The following is a 22,213-nucleotide window of genomic DNA, read 5'->3' as shown; positions in this document are numbered from 1 at the left end:
TATAATAAAATATATAGTTTAGTAAAAATAAAGACAATCGGGGGGAGAAAATGTTACTGGAGAAGCAACGTCTGTTCTACATGATTTTAAAAATAATTGCAAACTCTCAAATACCGGTAGGATCTGGCTTCATACGCGACAATTTAAAGATGCAGGGATTTGATATAAGTGAAGCCACGGCAGGCCGTATTCTTAGGGAACTGGATATTAAAGGCTATACCGAAAAAATCGGATTTAAGGGTAGAAATTTGACAGCTTCCGGTCATAAAAAATTGAAGGAATTAGAACAGGAACATCGAATAAATCATTATGGGAATGAACTTGTAAATGCTATCAAAGTCACCGGAAAACAGGAATTGCTGGATATTTTAATAGCCCGAAAAGCCATAGAAAGCCAGCTGGCAAAACTTGCAGCACAATTTATAACACCGGAAGAAATCCAAGAAATGGAGGAAATAATCCGCAGTCAACAAGAACATGTGGATAGGGGCATATCGATTGCTGATGACGATATAAAATTTCACAAGGCGATAGCCCGGGCTGCAAAGAACAGGGTTCTAGATGCCGCCATGGATTTGATAAGACAACACGGCCAGATATCTCCCATCCTGGAATATATAAGAAAAGAAGTAAGAAGCACTGTCCTTCTTGACCATAAAAACATATTTCAGGCTATTGTTTCCAGAGATGCCGAAATGGCGGAAAAAGCTATGGTGCGTCATATAGAAAACCTGGCAAAGGATGTTAAAAAGTATTGGGAAATAGTATACAATGATGATAACTTTAACGGTAATAATTGATTAATTGATTTTTATTTGCTAAAATAAAGTGTAAAGGTTGTGGCTTGCTTTTTAAGCTAATTTTATTTTACTTATTACTCCTCATCTATGATGAGCAAAGGAGGCAATAAAATGTCCATGGTAATGGAAAAGGTAATGGATGCTGTGGACCTGGAAACCTTTCTCGTATGTAAGGATGAAGAAGAGGGAAAAAAACTCTCTCTTCAACTGATGGATGAGTTAGGTTTTAAAGATGTCAGCATAGTATTCATTCAGCACCAGGGTCCCGGTGCCCGAGTAAGACTGAGGGGTTATGTTTACAAACCCGGTGACCGCTATGGATGGTTAAATAAAGAATAAGTGGGAGGGAAATATATGCCTGTTCAAAAAAAGAAAGTGCTTTTAGCTCCTCTTGATCCGGTGCATGATATAGGTTTGAAAATGATTAAAAGAGGCCTGGATCAGGCAGGCCATGAAACATTGCTTTTACCGCCGGATTATTCTCAAGAGGAGATTATTAAGGCAATCATAGACAACAAGGCTGATGTGGTTTTGGTCAGCAGGACTCTTGGATACGGTGTAGCGGAGATTCTCGGAAAGTTTATCGACTTGGCGGAGGCGGCAGGTATTAGAGATAGGGTTAAAATCGGTATCGGAGGTATGGCCATTCGACCCGAGCTTGCTGCAGAACTCGGATTCGATGCCGGGTTTGGACCGGGGACAACGGTGCAGGAGGCTCTTGCTTTCGTTGAAGGCCGTGAATATGTTCCCGAAGAAGTGAAGGGTAAAAAGGTCAAAAAAGATATTACTCAAGGATATAATTATGAGTTTAAAAACAAATCCATTGAAAAACTCCTCGACACTATAGTTGACGGAATACTGAACTATGTAAGCGATAAAACCACCACTGCCATACAAAGGGCTGAACTGAGGAAAAAAATACTGGAAGTACAAAACGAATCTGAAAAGCAAAGCCTGCGGATGGAATACAGCAAACTGTGTGATGAAACCGTCAGGGCTTTTTATGAGTCCGGAAAATATAGGGAGAAAACCAGACCTCTTTCTTATGCTGAATTAAAGTCTTTGGAAAATTATGTCCTGGAAGTTAACTCCAGAATGAATCCTTTGAAGTTGCAGCATATTGAAGAAAATCCCGTGGTCTTTATTCAATACGGCACAGGATGCCCCTTCATGGATATAGCCCATATAAAATCGTGTGAAGCATGGGGAGCCGATGGGGTTGTCCATTTTGACCCATCCTGGGGAGCCAGAACCGAAGGGTTTTTTGATGGTTATATAACCCATGAAGAAGATGGCTCGGTTATAACCTATGAAAATCTGAAAGGAATCAAGGATTCTTTAAGTTCGTTTACGTTGTGGCAGGTGAGGGCCCACCGGGGTCTTAACACTCCGGAAACGGTATTGTTGGCAGGTAAGATAGGAGCGGATCTTACAAAAATCAATATCGCCTACGGTTCTCTGGGAGGCGGCACCGACCCCGAAAGGCTGACCGTAGATGCGGTCAGTGCCATCAAATATGCTGCTGAATACAACATGCCTTTTGATGTGGTCACAAATGAGGAACTGTGCGGCGTACCGGCATACAAAGCTTTTGCGGGTATGCTGATAGTTTCCAAACTGGGCTTAAGGCTAGGTGCAAAACCCATTTTACAGCCTCTGTTTTGTTATTCACCGGAAGTAATGGTAAGCGGTCAGATGGAAGATAACTATGTGGATTTCAATGCGGCAAAAATTATGTGCCTCAGAAATATTGTAAACGCTCCCATCTGGTGCGGAGCGCCCATAGGATTTTTAACCCAGACTGAAGACAGGGTTCAGTCCTCTTTAATGACAGCGCTGCATGCATCACTGGCCTCTTCCCTTGGAGTTGATGGCATCTCCATCGCTTCGGCAGATGAAGCCTTTTCGGGAGGCCCAATTTCAGTTCCTGCAAGAATAGACACATTGAGGGCAACTCAATCGGCTTTTAGATTTTTTGGTAAATCCGATATCGTTCCAACAAAATTTGCAGAAAAATGGGCTGAAGAAATCGAAAGCGGCATAGAAAAAGTGCTGGAATCCATTGCTAAAAACGGCAACTTTGTTGATGCCCTGTACAAAGGTCTGCTAGGCAGCAGGGAAGAAGGAGCATACCCCGGAAGAGCCGGAAGAGGTACGGTAATAAAAGTGTAACTTGCGGAGGATCCGGACATGGCTTTTATAATTGGAGCAGCAGGAACTGCTAAAAATACCGGCAAAACCACAACTACTTCTGCTATTCTGGATGAATTATACAGGGATAACATTTTAATAGGTTTAACCAGCATAGGTTATGACGGTGAGGAAGTTGACAATATTACCGGGTTACCCAAACCCCGTCTTTTATTAAAAAAAGGATCAATTGTGGCTACAGCAAAAAAATGTCTTGCTGCCGGCAGCGCCAGATATGAAATACTGGAGTCCACAGATATTATGACCCCACTGGGCAGGATAATGGTTATAAAAATTACTGAGGACGGACTGGTGGTTATAGCTGGCCCTAATAAGAGCAGTGAACTTAGATATATTTTAAATACGCTGACCCAAAAGAGGAACTGCAAATTTATCATAGTAGACGGGGCATTAAACCGAATAGCTCCTATGGTGGAAACCGATGGTATAATCCTTGCGACAGGAGCTGCCAGGAACACCAATATCGAGGAACTAGTCAGGGAAACCAGAGCTTTCTATGAGCTATTCAACCTCCCAGAAGTAAGCTCCGAAGAAAAAAAGAATCTTCATGAACAAACCAAAATCTGCTTAGTTCAGCAGGATAAAGGCATTATAAAAACTCTTGAATATGGCTCATTAATAGATAAAAAAAGTGCTGACCAGATAAAACAACATATAGAGGAAATAAACACCGTCTATATTCCGGCACTGCTTTCGGAAAATATGTTGAGAGAATTAAACCATAATATAGGTGGTTTATGGCAAAACAAGATGCTAGTAGTAAGAGACCCTATAAAAATTGTAGCCGGTGGCAACCCTGAAAACATAATAAATGAAATAAATACTTTATTATTTTTTGGCGGCAAAGTTAAAGTTTTAAAAAAACTGCCAATTCTAGCCATTAGCGTTAATCCCTTTTACCCTCGTTACAGATTTGAAAAAAATAATTACGAAGCAGGGTTTGTAAATGCAGAAGAACTTTTTATAAAGATGAAAAATGCTGTTCCGATTCCGGTGGTGGATGTAAAAAGACAAGGGGTAAATGTGTTGTTATCATTGATAAAGGCACATATTTAAAAGGGAGGTATCCTTTATGGAGACAGTAGCCATAGTCGGAACAGGCAGGATGGGCTCGCTGTTGGCCAGAAAACTATCAGAAAAATATAAACTTATACTTATTGATAAAGATGTACGCCGATGCGGAATGCTAGCAAGGGAATTAGGAGCGGAAGGCACCATGGAATACTCGCTTCTTAGCGAGGCTGATTTTATTATCATAGCTTTACCGGCTTCAATAATTCCCGGGGCTATCGGGGAAATAAAACCTTTTTTAAAACAGGAACATATTTTGATAAATATTTCCACAGACACCAATATGGAGGCGTTTGCCCCCCTAAAGAATTGCTGCAAACTTGTTTCGGCAAAAATCATCGGCCATGCGCTTCAGATAGACTTTGGAGAACTTCCGCTTATAATGATAGATGGGGAAAATGAAAAAGCCCGCAATAAGACCGCCGAAATCTTCGGCAATATCGGGGCAGTTAAATTTGGGCCTGAAAAAATAGTCGCGGAAATTAATCATATTGCCAGCGAAGAAGGCATTAAAGCTGCCTATAACATTCAAAATAGGCTAAAGCAGCTCAATATACCAGAAGAATATATGAGCTTTGCCATAAGAAATGTGGCCTGCGGCACCATGAACGCTTATGCTGTGGGAGATGCAGGGCCTTTTGCTCGGGAGATAATAAAAAAGCTAAATCAAAATCAAAACTGATTCCATTGGAATCAGTTTTTTATTCACCTAATCCACCTGTTTTGAATAGATTATTAATGAACTTTATATTTTTTCAAAAGAGGTGGATAAAATGACTTTAAATTACTATTGTATAGACGCCGGTTCCCAATACTGTCCATGCCATCTGGCAAAGACGGACAATTGCCTTATTTGCTCCATGCTCCAAGGAAAAGACACCTGTGACTGTAGATGGCAGGGGATTTGCGTATATCAGGAGTATATCTGGGCAGGTGGTAAAATAGAGGAAAGAAAATTGCTATCGGTTCCTGTAATAGAAAAAAACTTTGTCACAGATAAACTTGTAACCATCAAGATATTCATTCCCTCGGCTTCTCTTGTCAGGGACTACAATCAACCGGGGGCTTTTGCCTTTTTAAGGCCTGAAAATTCTCTGGAATACTATGATGTGCCTCTGTGCGTCATGGATGTGGATGAATCAAAAAAAATTATCAACTTTGCTGTAAATATAGTTGGTCCTAAATCAAAAGCCATAGCCAGATCAGAAAACAAAGTTTTGATCCGGGGGCCATACTGGAATGGACTTTTTGGTTTAAAACACATTAAGTCAAGTTACAATAAACACTGGCTCATAATAGGCAGGGGAATCGGCCAGGCATCAATAATCCCTGTGGTTAAAAACCTTTTGAGAGGAAACAACAAAATCACTGTTCTATTGGATTGCGGAAATATAAAAGTAAACCTGGCTGAAGATGAACTAAAAAAATTGGGGATTACCCCTCAAGAATTCGATTTGAACACCACCTTCCATAAGATGCGGTTGAGGGAGATTATAGAAAAAGATGGTGTAGATTTCGTATATAGCGGTGGTTCGGATGTTCAGCACAAGTTCATACAAAATGTTTTAAATAAGCTGAGCTTTAGTATACCGCTGATAATATCCAATAACCATCAACTGTGCTGCGGCGAAGGGGTTTGCGGGAGCTGTGAGACATTGATCGATGGTGAATTGATACATTTTTGCAAAATTCAGCTCAGAAGCGAACAAGTGCTGGGAGGGTAAAAAATGACCGAAATAATAGTGATAGGTGGAGGATGGGCAGGTTGTGGTGCTGCCCTGGCTGCGAGAAAGGCCGGTGCAAATGTAACAATTCTGGAAAAGACCGATATGCTTTTGGGGTGCGGCCTCGTAGGAGGTATAATTCGCAATAACGGTAGGTTTACGGCAGCAGAAGAAGCAATTGCTCTGGGGGCAGGAGAACTTTTTCACATAGCTGACAGCGTCGCAAGACACAAAAATGTGGACTTTCCGGGCCACAAACATGCAACTTTATATGATGTGACAAAAATCGAACCGAAGGTTCGTGAATTTTTAGAGGGCATGGGTATAAATATAAAATTTAAATCCCGGGCAATGGATGTAAAAGTCAGGGATAATACAATACAGGGTATTGTGCTTGCCAATGAAGAAATCATCGAAGGCGACGAATTTATTGAAACAACCGGCTCATCCGGCCCTATGGGAAATTGTTTGAAACATGGCAATGGCTGCTCCATGTGTATTCAGAGATGTCCGGCATATGGCCCGAGAGTTAGTATAAGTAAAAAAGCCGGTGTGGAAGATTTAGTCGGAAAGCGGTCTGTTGACACATATGGAGCAATGAGCGGGTCCTGCAAATTAAACAAAGATACTTTGGGAGAAAATATAAAAAGACAACTGGATGAAAAGGGAGTTGTGGTGGTTAAAATACCTGAAGAATATATAAAAAGAGAAAAAATATCCATGAAAGTATGCCAGCAATATGCCCTGGAAGAATATGCCGCAAATATTATTCTTCTGGATACCGGATATGCTAAATTCATGACCCCGTTTTTTCCATTGGAAGACCTGAGAAAAATAAAAGGGTTCGAAAGTGCCAGGTTTGAAGATCCTTACGCTGCGAGTAAAGGAAACTCCATAAGATATATGTCTATGGCTCCGAGGGATGATTATATGCAGGTATTGGGATTAAATAATCTCTTTTGTGCCGGCGAAAAGTCAGGACCATTCGTCGGGCACACTGAAGCCATTTGTACCGGAATTCTGGCAGGTCATAACAGTGTCAGAAAAGCACTGAATATGGAACTTGTAAAGCTGCCGAGGACCCTGGCCATAGGAGATATAATCGCTTATGTAAATGAACAGTTAAAGGCCGAACATGGACTTTATAAAAGGTTCACGTTTGCAGGCTCAACGTATTTTGAAAGAATGAAGCAATTAGGTCTTTATGAAACCTCCCCGGAGGTCATAAAAGAAAGAGTTGCAAAATTGGGTCTAACAGGATTTTTTAACGAAAACCTTGCTATTAAGCAGGAAAAAGTGGTAGGAATGTATAATAATAGATTCTAAAAGGGGAGTTTTTGTTGAAAATACGACTGCAGAAATTTTTAGCAAGTGTTGGAGTAGCATCGAGAAGAGCCAGTGAAAAAATAATACAGGACGGCAGGGTTCAGGTCAATGGCAGGATTGTAAGAGAACTTGGTGTTAAGATAGATCCGGATGTCGATGAAATTAAAGTAGATGGAAAGGCATGTCGTAAAGAACCCCGCCATATATATATATTGATTAACAAACCCATAGGGGTAGTAACCACAGTAAAAGACCCTTTCGGCAGACCTACCGTACTTGATCTCATAAAAGGTCTGAAGGAAAGGGTCTACCCTGTGGGCCGCCTTGACATGGATACCGAGGGTCTTTTGATACTCACCAATGACGGCGAAGTGACTTACAGGTTGACTCATCCGAAACATGAAGTTGAAAAGACATATTTAGCCCATGTCAGGGGAATGGTTGGCAGACAGCAAATACTGATGCTGGAGACGGGCGTAAAGCTGGAAGATGGCCTTACGGCACCTGCAAAGGTAAGGATCGTAAAATACGACGGTGATTCCACGGTTCTGGAGATAAAAATTCACGAGGGCAAAAAACGTCAGGTAAGACGGATGTGCAGTGCTGTTGGGAATCCTGTAATTTATTTAAAAAGGACACATATAGGTACGCTTTCATTAAAAAATCTAAAGCCGGGCCAGTGGAGATTTATGACAGCAAAAGAAATAGAATACATTAAAAATCTTTAAGGGAGGAGATGTTTTGATATTTATTCGTAAGGCTTCACCTGCGGATATTCCCAGAATTAAAGAGATTTTATTAAAAGTTAACTTATCGACAGACATCGAAGATTATATTGATAATTTCATGGTAATGGAAATTGATGGCTCCATTGTAGCAACAGCAGGGCTTGAAGTATATCAAGATACAGCCATTTTAAGATCGGTAGCAGTAATGCCGGAATTTCAACACCAGAACCTGGGCGACGGTCTGGTCAGAGCCATGATAAATTTTGCCGACCGCAGAAACATAAGAAAGTTGTTTTTATTTACTCAAACCGCTCGAGGATTTTTTGAAAAAATCGGGTTTAAGCCTATTTCAAGAGAATCCATTGATGAAAAATGTAAAGCTTCAAAACAGTACAGAGGTATTTGTCCTGTTTTCTCCAGTGTAATGGAACTGGATGTAAAGAATTCTTTAATAATATACATTGTAGACCGTAAAAATCGCAGACTTTTTTTATGTTAAAAAAAAGGACATGGTATATTTGAATATTTTATACATATCTGGTATAATTTTTGCGAAATGAAAACTGGTATAAAGAGGTGTTTAAAGTGGAGTTATGGTTTTCGGAGTACCAATCTAAAAATGTCAGATTCTCATTGAGAATAAAAGATATGTTGTATTCCAGGAAAACCCCATATCAATTTCTTTCTGTGTTCGAAACGGAAGAAATGGGGAGAATTATGACTCTGGATGATGTGGTACAGCTTACCACCAGGGACGAATTTGTATATCATGAGATGATATCCCACGTTCCACTCTTCACACACCGATCCCCGGAGAAGGTGCTGGTAATAGGCGGAGGCGACGGAGGCACCATAAGGGAAATTCTCAAACACCCGGTAAAAAAGGTTCACCTGGTTGAAATAGATGAACAGGTGATTGAGGCTTCCAAAAAGTTTTTCCCATCTTTAAGCCTCGGTTTTTCAGACCCGAGAACCAGCATTTTTTGCGAAGATGGTATTGAATTTGTAAAAAATAATAAGGGTTATGATGTCATTATCATCGACTCGACTGATCCCCTTGGGCCTGCGGTGGGACTTTTTTCAAGGGAGTTTTATAAAGACGTGTTTAGTGCTTTAAATAATGACGGAATTATGGTGGCTCAGACCGAATCGCCATTTTTCTATGGTGACTTTTTAAAACGCGTTTACGGCGATATTTCATCGATTTTTAGGTTTACTAATATTTATACGGCGGTTATCCCAACTTACCCCGGAGCTTTTTGGACCTTTACCATGGGCTCCAAATCCATAGACCCAACAGCAGTGGACCCCGGAGAATTACCGGACCTGGATACCAAGTATTATTCCCGTGATATACACAAAAGCTGTTTTGTCCTGCCCCCCTTTGTAAAAAATATAATTTCAAAATAAAGGAGAAGAACTAAAAATAATGGAACATTTGATGGACCAGGGAAAGTTTTTAAGAGCAAAACAAAACTATGACGTCGCAAGGACAGTCATTGTGGGTGTGCCTATGGATTTTACCGTTAGTTTCAGGCCTGGAACCCGCATGGGCCCGAGAAAAATACGTGAGGTTTCCTACGGCCTGGAAGATTACAGCATTTATGCAGATGACTCGTTGAATGACAAGGAGTACTTTGATGCTGGGGATGTGGACATCCCCTTTGGTAATGTAGAAAAGAGCCTTGAAATAATCGAACAGGTTACGGTCAAATTGCTCGACAATAACAAAATACCGGTTTTTCTGGGTGGTGAGCACCTCATAAGCTATCCCATAATAAAACAGGTTGCAAAAAAATATGAGGACCTGGTTGTAGTACATTTTGACGCTCACGCAGACTTGAGGGACACCTTCTTTGGAGAAAGGTTATCCCATGCCACTGTCCTGAGAAGGGTATGCGAACACATAAGAGATAAGCATCTTTATCAATTTGGAATAAGATCGGGTATAAAGGAAGAGTTCAATTTTGCAAAAGAGCATACCCACATGAATCCTATCAATGTTAAAAAACCTTTTATGGAAACTCTGGAAGAATTAAAACAAAAACCCGTTTATGTTACTCTGGACATAGACGTCGTTGATCCGGCTTTTGCTCCGGGCACCGGGACTCCCGAACCCGGAGGTTGCAGTTCCCAGGATATTCTCGATGTTGTGTCTTCCTTTAAAGATTTGAATATCGTAGGCTTCGATCTGGTGGAGGTATCCCCTGCCAGCGATCTATCTGAAAGAACTTCACTGTTGGCCGCTAAGATATTGAGGGAAGTCTTGATAGCCATATGTTAGCAGGTGAAAAAAGCCATGTCATTACTCCTGAAGGTGGAAAATCTTGATTTTAAATACCAGGATACAGATGTGCTCAAGGGTATTAATCTAGAAGTAAATGCAGGAGATTTTGTGGGCATATTGGGTCCTAACGGCTGCGGCAAAACCACGCTGTTAAATAATATCAATCAATGGCTTAAGCCTCATAGAGGATCCATTTATTTAAAAAATATAAACATTAGAAAGTTAAAACCCAAAATACTGGCAAAACATATAGCAACGGTGCCTCAGGATACATCCATAGAAATGAGCTTTACAGTGGAACAGGTGGTTTTGATGGGGCGAAACCCCTATTTGGTCAATTTTGAAGCGGAAAAAGAAAGGGATTTTGCCATAGCGGAAGAGTCAATGAAATACATGGACATCTGGCACTTAAAGGAAAAGCCGGTCCGGGAATTGAGCGGAGGAGAGAAGCAAAGGGTTTTGATAGCCAGGGCTCTCGCACAAGAACCGGAACTACTTCTTCTGGATGAACCAACCTCCCATCTGGATATAAATTACCAGTGGGAGCTATTGGGCTTCCTTAAAAAGCTTTGTTTAAACAGAGGTATAACAATTATCGCTGTAATGCACGATATCAATCTGGCTTCCATGTTTTGCGACAAGATAATTCTTTTGAAGGACCATAAAATATTCAAGATGGGACCTTTAATAGATGTAATAAATGAAAAAAACATTAAGGAAGTCTTCAATATGGATGTCCATGTGTGTTTCCAGGAATATACCGGGCGACCTGTAATTGTGTTTTTAGGCCGAAAGGAAAATATAAATATACCGAGACCTTTTAATACCCTTCATGTTATCTGTGGAGGCGGAGAAGGAGAAAAGCTTCTGCATTATCTTAAAAAAAGGGGATATGAAGTTTCCGTCGGAGTGTTAAATAAGGGGGATACGGACTGGTTGACCGCAAAAATGCTGGGTTTTGATGTAATTGAGGAAGTGCCTTTTTCCCCTATATCCGATGAGAAGATTGAAGAAAATACAAAATACGTCAAAAAATCCGAAGCCGTATTACTTGCGGATGTACCCTTTGGATACGGTAATTTAAAGAATCTTGTATGCCTCAAAAATATATTACATCAAAAAAAGATATTTGTAATGGAGGAAAGGGCTATTGAATCAAGAGATTATACCAATGGTATGGCTTCGCAAATATACCGCGACATCAGAGATAGGGCTGTAGTATTACATTCTTTTGATGAACTAAAAAGTTTTTTGTGATAAGTGGAGGGCCTGCATATGGTTAAGGTGAAATTAGGAGATGAATTAGTCCAGAGCAAAATTAAATTCAAGGTAAGATTTGATTTCAAGGGAGAATATAAGCCCGGGAGGTTCCTTTTCGGAGGGAAATCCATAGAGCAAGCAGCTCAGGATGCCAGGGATGAGCAGGTATCGTTGCTAAAAAACATCCCCATACAGGGTATTTATTTTGAAGACTACGACATTTCAGCAGAACCCTACATAGTTTTTGATGAAAATTTGAATGAAAAAGTGGCCTATGCTCCAGCTTTTTTAACCATCAATGCTGATTCAATAGAAGACATGGTGAGATTTGTTATGAGAGAGGAGTTCAGGAAGCTTGAAGTGGTGGAGCCATCACAGATGTTAATAACCAACAAGGACCTCGAAAGATTGCTCTTTAAAATGAGTGAGGAATTCAAGAGTCAGCTCGTGCTTTTTTCAAAAAAAATAAAAAAGTAACAGGATGATGTCATGTATAAAACAGTAACAGTCATAGGCGGCGGTGCATCCGGCCTTATGGCGGCATATCAAGCGGCACGGTGCGGAGCAAGGGTATTGCTTTTTGAAAGAAATCCAAATCTCGGGAGGAAAATATTGATATCGGGTAAGGGCCGCTGTAACCTGACCAATATCAAAGGTATTGAGGATTTTATTGAAAATATTCCGGGCAACGGAAAGTTTTTATATGGATCGCTGGCCAGGTTTTCGAACACCGACTTGATTGCTTTTTTTGAAAATATGGGATTAAAAACCAAGGTTGAACGGGGAGGCAGGGTTTTCCCCGTAACGAATAGGTCTCTCGATGTGGTAAAAACTCTTGAAAAAGCCGTTTTAGATGCCGGTGTATCCATAAGATATAATAGTCGCGTAAAGACGCTTATAATTGATAAAGGCTGCATCAGAGCAATAAAACTTTTTGACTCAGAAGAAGTTTTTAATTGCGACAGTGCAGTAGTGGCCACCGGCGGCCTTTCATACCCCTCAACGGGGTCTACGGGCGACGGATATACACTGGCCCGTCAGGCAGGACATACCATTACACCACTGATGCCATCCCTGGTTCCGCTCACCACCGGTGAAGAATGGGTAAAACAGCTCCAGGGTCTCACCTTGAAAAATGTGGAAATTACATTTTATTTAAGAGAAAAAAAGGTTACTACGATATTTGGAGAAATGCTTTTCACTCATTTTGGAGTATCCGGTCCCGTTATATTGACATTGAGCCGTGATGTGGTGGAGCATCTTGGTGAACCGATTCAGCTTTCCATAAATTTAAAACCGGCATTAAACCAGACAGAACTTGAAAAAAGACTTGAGAGAGATTTCAAACGTTATGAAAGAAAGTTCTTTAAAAATGCACTCAACGACCTCCTCCCAAAAAAAATAATTCCCGTGTTTATAAAGCTTTGCGGAATTGACCCGGAAAAACCCGTAAATCAGATTACCCGGGAAGAAAAACAGAAAATCATAGCAATACTCACAGATTTAAGGGTTACAATAACGGGATGCAGGCCTAAAGAGGCCGTTGTGACAAGAGGCGGGGTGTCGGTAAAAGAAATAAATCCAAAAACCATGGAATCAAGAATAGTAAAGGGGCTCTTTTTTGCCGGAGAGGTTATAGATGTAGATGGATTAACAGGAGGCTACAATTTACAGGCTGCTTTTTCGACAGGTTACCTTGCGGGAATCCACGCCGCCGCAGTTGAATAACTTTTAATCAATTTTTAATCGAGGTGACATAATGAAAGCCAGGGGGTTAAGAGGGGCTATTACTGTAACGGACAATACGGCGGAATCCATCTATGCCGCCACCAAAAGTCTAATAAATGAAATGATGAAAAAGAATGATATAAAAGTTGATGATATTTGTTTTATCATGTTCAGTGCAACATCAGACTTAAATGCCGCTTTTCCTGCCAGGGCAGCCCGGGAAATGGGGCTTGGCCTGGTTCCACTGTTGGATGTAGCCCAACTTGAAGTAGAGGGCGGTCTGGAAAGGTGTATCAGGGTATTGATGGTTTTTAACACCGATAAAAAAATGGAAGATATCAAACATGTTTATTTAGAGGGTGCTGTAAGGTTAAGACCTGATTTGGCAAGATAGCCTGCACTGTTAAAAGGAAGGGTTAACATGGCTTACAATATAGCGATTGATGGCCCTGCGGGAGCGGGAAAAAGTACCGTGGCAAAAAGGGTGGCAGAAAGACTTAATATGACATATATAGATACAGGAGCCATGTACAGAGCCGTTACCCTGAAGGCCCATGAAAAAAATAAAAATACAGCTCGTGAAATAGTAGAAATGTTAAAAGACACATATATTGAAATAAAAAATAATAAAGTTATTCTGGATGGGGAAGATGTCACCGAAAAAATAAGAAGCAGGCAGGTTACCCAAAAAGTTTCCTACATAGCCAAAATCCCTGAAGTAAGATTTATTATGGTAGAGATGCAAAAAAAAAATGGCTGGGAGAAAAGGCGTGATAATGGATGGCCGGGATATTGGAACCACAGTTTTGCCCGATGCCGAATACAAATTTTTTCTGACAGCCGACCTAAAGGAGAGGGCGAGAAGGCGTTTTGAAGAATTTAAACAGAAGGGGCAGGACGTAGAGTTAGAGCAAATAGAAAAGGATATTCTGGAAAGAGACCTGCAGGACAGCCAGAGAGAGTGTTCTCCTCTTCTGGCAGCAAAAGATGCCATAATTATCGATACCACCCATAAATCCATACAGGAAGTGGTGGATGAGATTATTTCATGGGTTAAAAGGGGGGAGGAAGGTGTTTTATAATCTGGCAAAATTTCTTTGTACGCTGGTAATCTCGTTTTTGTTTAGAATAAAAACCACCGGGCTGGAACATTTCCCTGAAGAAGGGCCGGTTATAATTTATTCAAACCATAAGAGCATGTGGGACCCTATAATTATAGGCTGCATTCTAAAGAGGCCGGTATATTTTATGGCAAAAGAAGAACTGTTTAAAATCCCGGTTTTTGGTTTTATACTAAAACATATACATGCTTTTCCGGTCAAGCGGGGAACGCCCGACAAAAGCGCTATTAAGAGGAGCCTGCAGGTATTGGCTGAAAATCATGTGCTTGGTATTTTTCCTGAAGGGACAAGAAGTAAAACCGGTAATCTTTTAGAACCCGAGCCGGGGATTGCCATGATTTATTTAAAGAGCAGGAATGCCGATATAGTTCCCGTTGCTATAAAGGGAAGTTACAGGTGGTTTTCCAGTATTGATGTTGTCATCGGTAGACCGGTAAAATTGGAAGTGGCCGAAGAAAAAATAAATTCTCAGAAGTTAAAAGAAATCAGTATTAATATTTTCAATGAAGTATCCAAATTAATGTCTTTATAAATTTTTTTGTCTAAAAGCAGGAATAATGCACTTCTTTATAGAATTCAATTAAAATTGGATTTTACTTGTATCAAATATCATTTGAGGTTAATAATAAAAATAAATAGTAGGAAGTGAATCGATTTTGCAGTTGATCATAGCCGAATATGCGGGCTTTTGTTATGGTGTAAAAAGGGCAATGGAAATGGTGGAAGATTTGATTAAAAGGGTGAAAAGGCATATACTCTCGGACCTCTTATTCACAATCCACAGGTAGTGGACGACCTTAAAAACAGGGGTATCATGGCGGCGGGTCTTGATGAAATAAAAGAAAAAAGCAATTTAGTCATAAGGACCCATGGGGTAGGCCCCTCTCTTATAAACCAAGCAAAGGACTATGGCCTCAACATTATTGATGCTACCTGCCCTTTTGTAAAGAATGTTCAGGAAAAAGCCGCTGATTTATCTGGAAAAGATTACCTGGTCATAATAATAGGTGATCCGCGTCATCCAGAAGTAGAAGGCATCAAAAGCTGGTGCCGAGGAGACGTTAAAGTCATAGAAAATGTAAAAGATGCTGAAAATTTTTTTACCAATAAAAAAGTTGGAGTTTTGGTTCAGACAACACAGACCGAAGAAAATGTAGAAAAGATAATGGATGTATTGAAGTCAAAATTGAATATAGAAGTTTTTTTTAATACCAGATGTAATGCCACACGGCAAAGGCAAAGGGCCGCCGAAGATGTGGCAAAACAAGTGGATATCATGCTGGTAATCGGTGGCCGAAACAGCTCTAACACTCAAAAGCTGGCAAGAATTTGCCAGGATGCTGGAGCCAGGGTTTACCATATCGAAACAGCTGGAGAAATTAAAAAAGAATGGTTCCATTCGCGAGACAAGGTTGGGATTACAGCAGGTGCTTCCACACCTGATTGGATTATAAAGGAGGTTATATCTAAAATGGAAGAAATCAACAAAGAAACAGACAACATGGAAACTGACAACCCGGGGGAAGGTGAAATCCCATATGAAAGGACTTTTGCCGATATCAAGGAAGACACAGTTATAGATGGAACAGTGGTTAAAGTCAGCAGTAATGAAGTTCTTGTCAATGTGGGATATAAATCCGACGGAATTATACCTTTAAATGAACTTTCCAATAAACCTTTTGAAAACCCCGGAGAAATCGTCAACGTTGGAGATAATATTAAAGTTTATGTTTTAAGATTGGAGGATAAAGAGGGAAACCTCATTTTATCAAAAAAGAGGGCTGATGCCATAAATGCCTGGAATCAAATTGAAGAATCCTTTGAAAAAAATGAAGCTGTGGAAGGCATTGTGACTGAAGCGGTTAAAGGAGGTCTTCTGGCTAATATCGGCGGAGTTATCGGATTTATTCCTGCTTCCCATGCCGATTTAAGATATGTGCCTGATTTGAGCGTATATGTGGGAAAGAAATTGAAATTGAAGATTCTTGAAATCGATAGGAATAAAAACCGTGTAGTACTGTCCCATAAGCTGGTGCTGGAGGAAGAGAAAGAAAAACTTAAAGAACAGACCTGGGCTACCGTTGAAGAGGGTCAGGTCATAAAGGGTGTTGTAAAGAGGTTGACAGACTTTGGCGCCTTTGTAGATATCGGAGGTGTCGATGGCTTAATTCACATATCCGATTTATCCTGGCAGAAGGTAAAGCATCCTTCCGATGTTGTAAAAGAAGAACAGGAAGTAGAAGTTAAGGTATTAAAGGTTGACCGCGAACGTGGCAGGATTTCCCTGGGGTTAAAACAAGTTATGCCAAACCCCTGGGACAATATCGAAGAAAAATATAAAATTGGTTCTGTAATAGAAGGCAAGGTGGTCAATCTTGTAAGCTTTGGTGCTTTTGTTGAAATAGAACCGGGCGTTGAAGGCCTGGTGCATATATCCCAGATTTCAAAAGAGCATATTCCCAGTCCCGATGCCGTATTAAAGGTTGGAGATATTGTAAAGGTTAAAGTCATAGATATCAATGCAAAAGATAAAAAAATAAGCCTCAGCATAAAAGAAGCATCAGGCGAAAAACCTGTCAGCAAAGAAGTATATGAAGCTTCCGATGACAGCGGAATTACCATTGGAGAAATGCTGGGCAATGTTTTGACAAAAAAGAAAAAAATGATGAGGATAAGGGGGTTTAATCCCCCTTTTTTTAAAGGGGTCTTGATATGCCATATTATATCAGGAAAAAGAGGAAAAGAGAGCACATAAAATATAGCCTGCTTCTGGAGAAAGACCTGGATAGAAATAATTTTGATGACATTACATTGGTGCATAACTGCTTAACACAGGTTGACATTGATGAAATTGATGTATCAACCGACCTAAACGGTGTTAAGTTAAATAATCCAATTATAATCAATGCAATGACCGGCGGCTTTTACCGGGCTAAAATTATCAATGGCGAACTTGCCAAAATAGCCCGGCATCTTGGTTTGGCTATGGCAGTGGGCTCGCAAAAAATAGCTCTGGATGATCCTTCAATTGTTTCAAGCTTTCAAATTGTAAGGGAAATCAACCCTGAGGGAATAATTTTTGCCAATATAGGTTCCGATGCTTCTGTGGATGATGCTATTAGAGCGGTGGAAATGATAAAAGCCGATGCCCTGCAGATACATTTAAATGCACCTCAAGAAATTGTAATGCGAGAAGGTCGTAAAAATTTTAAAGGTACTTTGGATAATATACAAGAAATTATTCAAAATGTAAAAGTGCCCGTCATTGTAAAAGAGGTTGGTTTTGGAATAGCTATGGAAGAAGCCGAAATACTGGTGGAAAAAGGTGTAAAGATTATAGATATAGGTGGGGCCGGTGGAACAAATTTTATTGCCATTGAAAATAAAAGAAGGTCAACCAATGCTTTAAGGAGTCTGCAGAGCTGGGGAATTCCCACACCTGCCAGCCTGATAGAAGTAGTTTACCGGGTCGGAAATAGAGCTGACATAATTTGCTCGGGTGGCTTAAGAAACGGGCTTGATGTGGCGAAGTCTCTGGCCCTCGGAGCTAAAGCCGCCGCTTTTGCCGGATTGTTTTTATATATATTGCTAAAAAAAGGACCGCTAGCATTAAAAAAATATATTATCAGGACAATAAGGGAACTTATGTTTACCATGGCGATGTCGGGGGTAAAAAATTTGAGTGAGCTGAGAAAAAGGCCGGTAATAATAGAAGGAAAAACATATAATTGGGTGAAAAATCGAGGTATTAGCATATAATTTAATATAAATCTTTGTCCACTATAAAATATTAAAGATTTTTCTAGAATCTATTGACAAACGGGGATAATCTGCTAAAATGTAATTTGATTGAATTTAAATTTGGATAAGGGGGTATTGATGGAAAAATGAAATCTTTGGGGCGTCATATTTTGGCTGAGATTTATGATTGTGATCCGAACATTTTAAATGACAGAGAATTAATCGAAGAAATTCTAGTTAAAGCAGCGCTGGAAGCCGGAGCTGAAGTAAGAGAAGTTGCCTTTCACAAATTCAGCCCCCAGGGCGTCAGCGGAGTCGTGGTCATCTCAGAATCTCATCTTGCCATCCATACCTGGCCTGAACTTGGATATGCCGCGGTAGATGTGTTTACCTGCGGTGAAAGAGTTAACCCCTGGGACGCATGCAACTATATCTCGGAAAAGTTTAACGCCGGCCATATGACTGCTACTGAAGTTAAAAGGGGTATTTTTGAAAAGCCAGTAAAAGTTGTTAATTTTTAAAGGAAGGGGATTTTCTTTTGAGTTTTAAGAAATCCTTCGAATTTGAATACGTTTAGCAAGAAAAATGCGTGAACCAAAAGTCGCGCATTTTTCTGTTTATATTTGTATAAAAAAATTATTTCTGGTTATATTAGAATAACGAAGACCCCCTTTACATTTAGCCCCCATGATACACGTAATGTGTATCATGGATTTTTTTATACAAAATTTGTGTTATAATTATTTTCTAGGAAAATGTAAGGAGGGTTTTGTTTTGGATGGATACAAAGAGTTCACTATACAAATAAAGAACCTTTGCAAAATAGACCTGGCCAATTACAAAGAAAAACAGATGAAAAGGCGGATTGAATCCCTGATTAGGAGAAACGGTCTTAGTGATTATGATTCATATCTTAAGCTATTAATCACCAGTAATAAACACCTTAAAGAATTTATGGATTACATAACCATAAATGTGTCGGAGTTTTTCCGGAACCCATCCCAATGGTCCGTCCTAGAGCATGATATACTACCTGCCCTTGTTTCAAAGAAAAAGCATCTTAAAATATGGAGTTCTGCATGTGCTGCCGGTGAAGAACCTTATTCTCTGGCCCTGCTGCTGGCAAAAATGGGCATACTGGACAATACCGATATCATTGCCACCGACATCGATATAAAAGCTCTGGAACATGCCAGATCAGGCTCATATCCGCAAAAAAGCGTGGTTAATATACCCGGTCAATTGTTGGATAAATTTTTTTTGAAAAACAACGATACCTTCACCTTAAAGGAAGAAATAAAGAAAAAAATTGATTTTAAAATTTTAAACCTGCTAGACGACAGATTTCCACAACAATGTGATTTGATTTTGTGCAGAAATGTTATGATATATTTTACCGAGGAAGCCAAGGATAAATTATATAAAAAGTTCCATGATGCCCTTGTGGATGAAGGTATATTGTTTGTGGGGAGCACCGAACAAATAATAATGCCGCAGAAATATGGTTTTTTTAGCATTAGAAGTTTTTTTTACCAAAAAGGTAAAGCCAGCTAAATCCTATCCATACACCTTTAAAGTTTCTTGCATTTTTTTTATTGATAGGCTTGACGAAAAAAATATTTTATTGTATACTAATAATTGCGTTTGGGAAGAAGGGCCCATAGCTCAGTTGGTTAGAGCAGCCGGCTCATAACCGGCTGGTCCTAGGTTCGAGTCCTAGTGGGCCCACCAATTTTGCCGACGTAGCTCAATTGGCAGAGCAGCTGATTTGTAATCAGCAGGTTGCGGGTTCGAGTCCCATCGTCGGCTCCAGACAATCCGATAATATGGAGAGATTCCCGAGCTGGCCAAAGGGGGCAGACTGTAAATCTGCTGGCGATGCCTTCGGTGGTTCGAATCCACCTCTCTCCACCATAAAATACGAGGGCCATTAGCTCAGTTGGTAGAGCACCTGACTCTTAATCAGGGTGTCCCGGGTTCGAGTCCCTGATGGCCCACCAATTAAGACCGCAGCCCTCCTGGAAAAGGAGGGTTTTTTGTGACCTTAAAATCAGGGAAATTTTGGTAATAGGTCACATTTTAGGTCACATCGTTAGCCTCGTTTTCACGAAGGGCGTCTTTTAGCCATGGGAATGCCGGTACCAAAACAGCTTCATCCAGCCAATCTACATATTTTCTCATGTCTTCAATCTGTGTGTGAATATATACATCAGCAGTAATATTGTCAATTTTACCGTGTCCCAGGGCATCGCTGATATATTTCAGATTTGCACCGGCCTGCTGCATGGCTGATGCATAGAAATGCCGGAGAGCATGGAATGTGGCATTTTCCGGTATCTTTAGCTTTTCATTTTTTGGTGCCTTCATAAATTTAGTAAATGCAGTGCTCAAGTAGTGCGGATCAAAAAATCTTCCATCCTCCCAGGCTAAAACAAATCCCTGGTCGTTATATTTAGGACCTTTATCTTCTGGCCTTTCTACATCGGCTCCGTAAATCTCTTTGATACGATCCTGCTCTTCTTTATGTTTCTGGAGTATGGCGGCCAGGCCCGGCGTCAATGGCACGTATCGCTCCTTTTTATTCTTTGTGGGACCAAGAACTAGCTCACCACTTTCTCTTTTAACTGCTTGATGTACTTTTATAGCCATCTTATCGAACATTACATCGAGCCATTTCAGGCCACACACTTCACCGGCACGCATCCCGGTCATAGCGGATATAATAATCGGCATCTGCAATGGTTTGCCATTGGTGACGATTATGATTTTAGATACATCTTCCGGGCTCAACTCTGCAGGGCTAAAATCATCTTTCTCCGGAGGCTCCACGGCATCACAGGGATTCATCGTCCAGGGGAGTAGACGGGATTTTACCGCCTGCTGATAAGCCGCATGAAGTATTCGGTGATGGTAAAGAACGGAGGTGCCGGAGAGACCCTGGGCAAGTTTGCGGTTGTAGTATTTTTGTATATCATCCGGCATCACTCTATCGAAGGGCTTTTTGCCTATCTCATCTTTGCCTATATGGACTTCTATGGTCTCTTTATAGCTTTCGTAGGTTCTGACGGCAAGCTTATGCTTTTTGTATGTTTCAAGCCAATGTAGCATGTATTGCTCTAATGTCATATTTTTAGTAGAAGTTTGAAACTTATACAGAGCCTTTAGCCGTGCTTCCTCAGCTCTGGCTTCTGGCTTGGTGCCATAGAAGGTAAATACTTTTTGCTGCCTTTTTAGTTTTCCATCTTCTGTCTTGATTGGTTTGCCCACATCGACGACTATTTGCCATGCATCACCACGTTTGCGTATACCCATATATGATCTCCTTTCTAGAACATATGTTTCGATTTTCTGCTGAAAAAAAAAGAAGCAAGGTTATCTTTATTATTCTTCTCGTAAAGCAGGAATTATCCAAATATCATCAGCCACCTGGTCAAAGTGTAACTTATCAACCCCGTCCCAATTAATTTTTTTGGCAGTTTCGCCTTTGAGATAAACTTTCATAACAACTTCTTCCGAGGTATTTCCATATTTATCTTTAAGGGGAAAATAGACAAATGTAACTGCTTCTTCAATAGGGATATTAGATGTAAAAATTTTTTGAAATACTTCCGCCGAATCTTTTAGCATTCCTAACCGTATGTATTTTGTTGTTAAATTATCAGAACCCCTGAAATGAATCTCCACATTTTTCTTTTTTTGATCATCAAGCAGACTATTAACCACAACATATTTTAGTCTGCTACCTAAATAATCCTTTGCAGCTTGTTCCAGGGTTTCGACAGCGGGATCTTTTTGCGACTCATTTTCGGCATTGGATTTATTAATTTCGGCGTTAGATTTATCAATAGTTATTTTTTCTATATTAATCGAATTATTAGTTTCAGCTTTTACGGGAGCGGTAGAAGAAATATTATTTTCTTTTGACGAGTTGTTAGATGTCTGCTGACTTGGTGAGTTATTGTTATTTTTCTCAACAGGAGGTTTTTGCTCTGTTTTAGATACTTTAGTAACAGGTTTTTGAGTTTGACCTTGCTTATATCCTTCCTGAATGGGTGGAGATAAGGCGCCACCGGCGATATCTAAAATAATAGCAATGATAGCCAGCACTGCGATCTGTTTAAAAGTTAGCCCTTTTTTAGCAACTAATCGCACAATCAACATAACGAACGATGCTAAAATGCCTAGAGTTCCCAGCAGGATTAAAAAGCTGCCCATA

21 protein-coding genes, 4 tRNA genes and 2 pseudogenes are annotated in these 22,213 nt (G+C 40.2%); 25 read left to right on the top strand and 2 right to left on the bottom strand.

Annotated elements, in window-relative coordinates; genetic code table 11:
- The first annotated feature begins 50 nt into the window (after positions 1-50).
- The 25 genes and pseudogenes from D2962_RS08535 (at position 51) to D2962_RS08415 (ending at position 19,997) form a co-directional block, all read left to right on the top strand.
- Complete coding sequence (locus tag D2962_RS08535; RefSeq protein WP_120765496.1) at positions 51-800, top strand: FCD domain-containing protein; 750 nt, start codon at positions 51-53, stop codon at positions 798-800.
- A gap of 111 nt (positions 801-911) precedes the next feature.
- A complete protein-coding gene (locus tag D2962_RS08530) occupies positions 912-1,139 on the top strand; it encodes a hypothetical protein (protein WP_120765495.1) in 228 nt (75 codons plus the stop codon).
- A 15-nt stretch (positions 1,140-1,154) separates the two neighbouring features.
- Positions 1,155-2,972 (top strand): cobalamin B12-binding domain-containing protein, encoded by a 1,818-nt coding sequence (locus D2962_RS08525; RefSeq protein ID WP_122014742.1) that lies wholly within the window; start codon positions 1,155-1,157, stop codon positions 2,970-2,972.
- Between the two features lie 18 nt (positions 2,973-2,990).
- A complete protein-coding gene (gene kamB / locus D2962_RS08520; protein ID WP_120765493.1) occupies positions 2,991-4,067 on the top strand; it encodes a lysine 5,6-aminomutase reactivase subunit KamB in 1,077 nt (358 codons plus the stop codon).
- A gap of 16 nt (positions 4,068-4,083) precedes the next feature.
- Entirely contained in the window at positions 4,084-4,764 is a 681-nt protein-coding gene (locus D2962_RS08515; RefSeq protein ID WP_120765492.1) for an NAD(P)-binding domain-containing protein, read from the top strand.
- Positions 4,765-4,855: 91 nt separating this feature from the next.
- A complete protein-coding gene (locus D2962_RS08510; RefSeq protein WP_122014741.1) occupies positions 4,856-5,806 on the top strand; it encodes a sulfide/dihydroorotate dehydrogenase-like FAD/NAD-binding protein in 951 nt (316 codons plus the stop codon).
- Positions 5,807-5,809: 3 nt separating this feature from the next.
- Entirely contained in the window at positions 5,810-7,132 is a 1,323-nt protein-coding gene (locus D2962_RS08505; RefSeq protein ID WP_122014740.1) for an FAD-dependent oxidoreductase, read from the top strand.
- A gap of 14 nt (positions 7,133-7,146) precedes the next feature.
- Complete coding sequence (locus D2962_RS08500; protein WP_122014739.1) at positions 7,147-7,860, top strand: pseudouridine synthase; 714 nt, start codon at positions 7,147-7,149, stop codon at positions 7,858-7,860.
- Positions 7,861-7,873: 13 nt separating this feature from the next.
- On the top strand, positions 7,874-8,359 hold the full coding sequence (locus tag D2962_RS08495) for a GNAT family N-acetyltransferase (RefSeq protein WP_162991163.1): 486 nt from the start codon (positions 7,874-7,876) through the stop codon (positions 8,357-8,359).
- Positions 8,360-8,445: 86 nt separating this feature from the next.
- Positions 8,446-9,270, top strand: a complete 825-nt coding sequence (speE, locus tag D2962_RS08490) for a polyamine aminopropyltransferase (RefSeq protein ID WP_122014737.1) — start codon at positions 8,446-8,448, stop codon at positions 9,268-9,270.
- A gap of 19 nt (positions 9,271-9,289) precedes the next feature.
- The gene (gene speB, locus D2962_RS08485) at positions 9,290-10,144 is read left to right on the top strand and encodes an agmatinase (protein WP_120765486.1); all 855 of its coding nucleotides are present in this window, start codon (positions 9,290-9,292) and stop codon (positions 10,142-10,144) included.
- A 15-nt stretch (positions 10,145-10,159) separates the two neighbouring features.
- Entirely contained in the window at positions 10,160-11,404 is a 1,245-nt protein-coding gene (locus D2962_RS08480; protein WP_120765485.1) for an ABC transporter ATP-binding protein, read from the top strand.
- An 18-nt stretch (positions 11,405-11,422) separates the two neighbouring features.
- Entirely contained in the window at positions 11,423-11,884 is a 462-nt protein-coding gene (locus D2962_RS08475) for a hypothetical protein (RefSeq protein ID WP_120765484.1), read from the top strand.
- 12 nt (positions 11,885-11,896) lie between these two features.
- A complete protein-coding gene (locus D2962_RS08470; protein WP_120765483.1) occupies positions 11,897-13,135 on the top strand; it encodes a BaiN/RdsA family NAD(P)/FAD-dependent oxidoreductase in 1,239 nt (412 codons plus the stop codon).
- Positions 13,136-13,166: 31 nt separating this feature from the next.
- Positions 13,167-13,529 carry a chorismate mutase gene (gene aroH / locus D2962_RS08465; protein WP_120765482.1) on the top strand — a complete coding sequence of 121 codons (363 nt, stop codon included), beginning with the start codon at positions 13,167-13,169 and terminating at the stop codon, positions 13,527-13,529.
- A 27-nt stretch (positions 13,530-13,556) separates the two neighbouring features.
- Positions 13,557-14,217: pseudogene (cmk, locus tag D2962_RS08460) on the top strand ((d)CMP kinase).
- The gene (locus D2962_RS08455) at positions 14,207-14,788 is read left to right on the top strand and encodes a lysophospholipid acyltransferase family protein (RefSeq protein ID WP_120765480.1); all 582 of its coding nucleotides are present in this window, start codon (positions 14,207-14,209) and stop codon (positions 14,786-14,788) included. Before cmk ends, D2962_RS08455 begins: the two are co-directional and overlap by 11 nt.
- Positions 14,789-14,966: 178 nt before the next feature.
- Positions 14,967-17,011: pseudogene (locus D2962_RS08450) on the top strand (bifunctional 4-hydroxy-3-methylbut-2-enyl diphosphate reductase/30S ribosomal protein S1).
- Entirely contained in the window at positions 16,969-18,015 is a 1,047-nt protein-coding gene (gene fni / locus D2962_RS08445) for a type 2 isopentenyl-diphosphate Delta-isomerase (protein WP_122014736.1), read from the top strand. The pseudogene D2962_RS08450 and the gene fni overlap by 43 nt, the downstream one beginning before the upstream one ends.
- Positions 18,016-18,143: 128 nt before the next feature.
- Positions 18,144-18,518 carry an adenosylmethionine decarboxylase gene (gene speD / locus D2962_RS08440; RefSeq protein ID WP_120765477.1) on the top strand — a complete coding sequence of 125 codons (375 nt, stop codon included), beginning with the start codon at positions 18,144-18,146 and terminating at the stop codon, positions 18,516-18,518.
- 253 nt (positions 18,519-18,771) lie between these two features.
- The gene (locus tag D2962_RS08435) at positions 18,772-19,551 is read left to right on the top strand and encodes a CheR family methyltransferase (RefSeq protein WP_120765476.1); all 780 of its coding nucleotides are present in this window, start codon (positions 18,772-18,774) and stop codon (positions 19,549-19,551) included.
- 100 nt (positions 19,552-19,651) lie between these two features.
- Positions 19,652-19,728: transfer RNA gene (locus D2962_RS08430), tRNA-Ile, on the top strand.
- A gap of 5 nt (positions 19,729-19,733) precedes the next feature.
- A tRNA-Thr gene (locus tag D2962_RS08425) sits at positions 19,734-19,809 on the top strand.
- Positions 19,810-19,825: 16 nt separating this feature from the next.
- Positions 19,826-19,911, top strand: a tRNA-Tyr gene (locus D2962_RS08420).
- A 10-nt stretch (positions 19,912-19,921) separates the two neighbouring features.
- A tRNA-Lys gene (locus D2962_RS08415) sits at positions 19,922-19,997 on the top strand.
- A 79-nt stretch (positions 19,998-20,076) separates the two neighbouring features.
- Here the strand turns inward: D2962_RS08415 and D2962_RS08410 are convergent.
- Together D2962_RS08410 and D2962_RS08405 are read right to left on the bottom strand one after the other, a co-directional pair.
- Positions 20,077-21,309 carry a tyrosine-type recombinase/integrase gene (locus D2962_RS08410; RefSeq protein WP_122014735.1) on the bottom strand — a complete coding sequence of 411 codons (1,233 nt, stop codon included), beginning with the start codon at positions 21,307-21,309 and terminating at the stop codon, positions 20,077-20,079.
- Between the two features lie 69 nt (positions 21,310-21,378).
- Positions 21,379-22,212 carry a hypothetical protein gene (locus tag D2962_RS08405; RefSeq protein WP_122014734.1) on the bottom strand — a complete coding sequence of 278 codons (834 nt, stop codon included), beginning with the start codon at positions 22,210-22,212 and terminating at the stop codon, positions 21,379-21,381.
- Position 22,213 lies beyond the last annotated feature (1 nt).

It is taken from the genome of Biomaibacter acetigenes, assembly GCF_003691585.1.
GTDB classification, from domain to species: domain Bacteria; phylum Bacillota; class Thermosediminibacteria; order Thermosediminibacterales; family Tepidanaerobacteraceae; genus Biomaibacter; species Biomaibacter acetigenes.
Note: the sequence above shows the minus strand (reverse complement) of the source record. Positions and strands in the feature narration are given on the sequence as shown.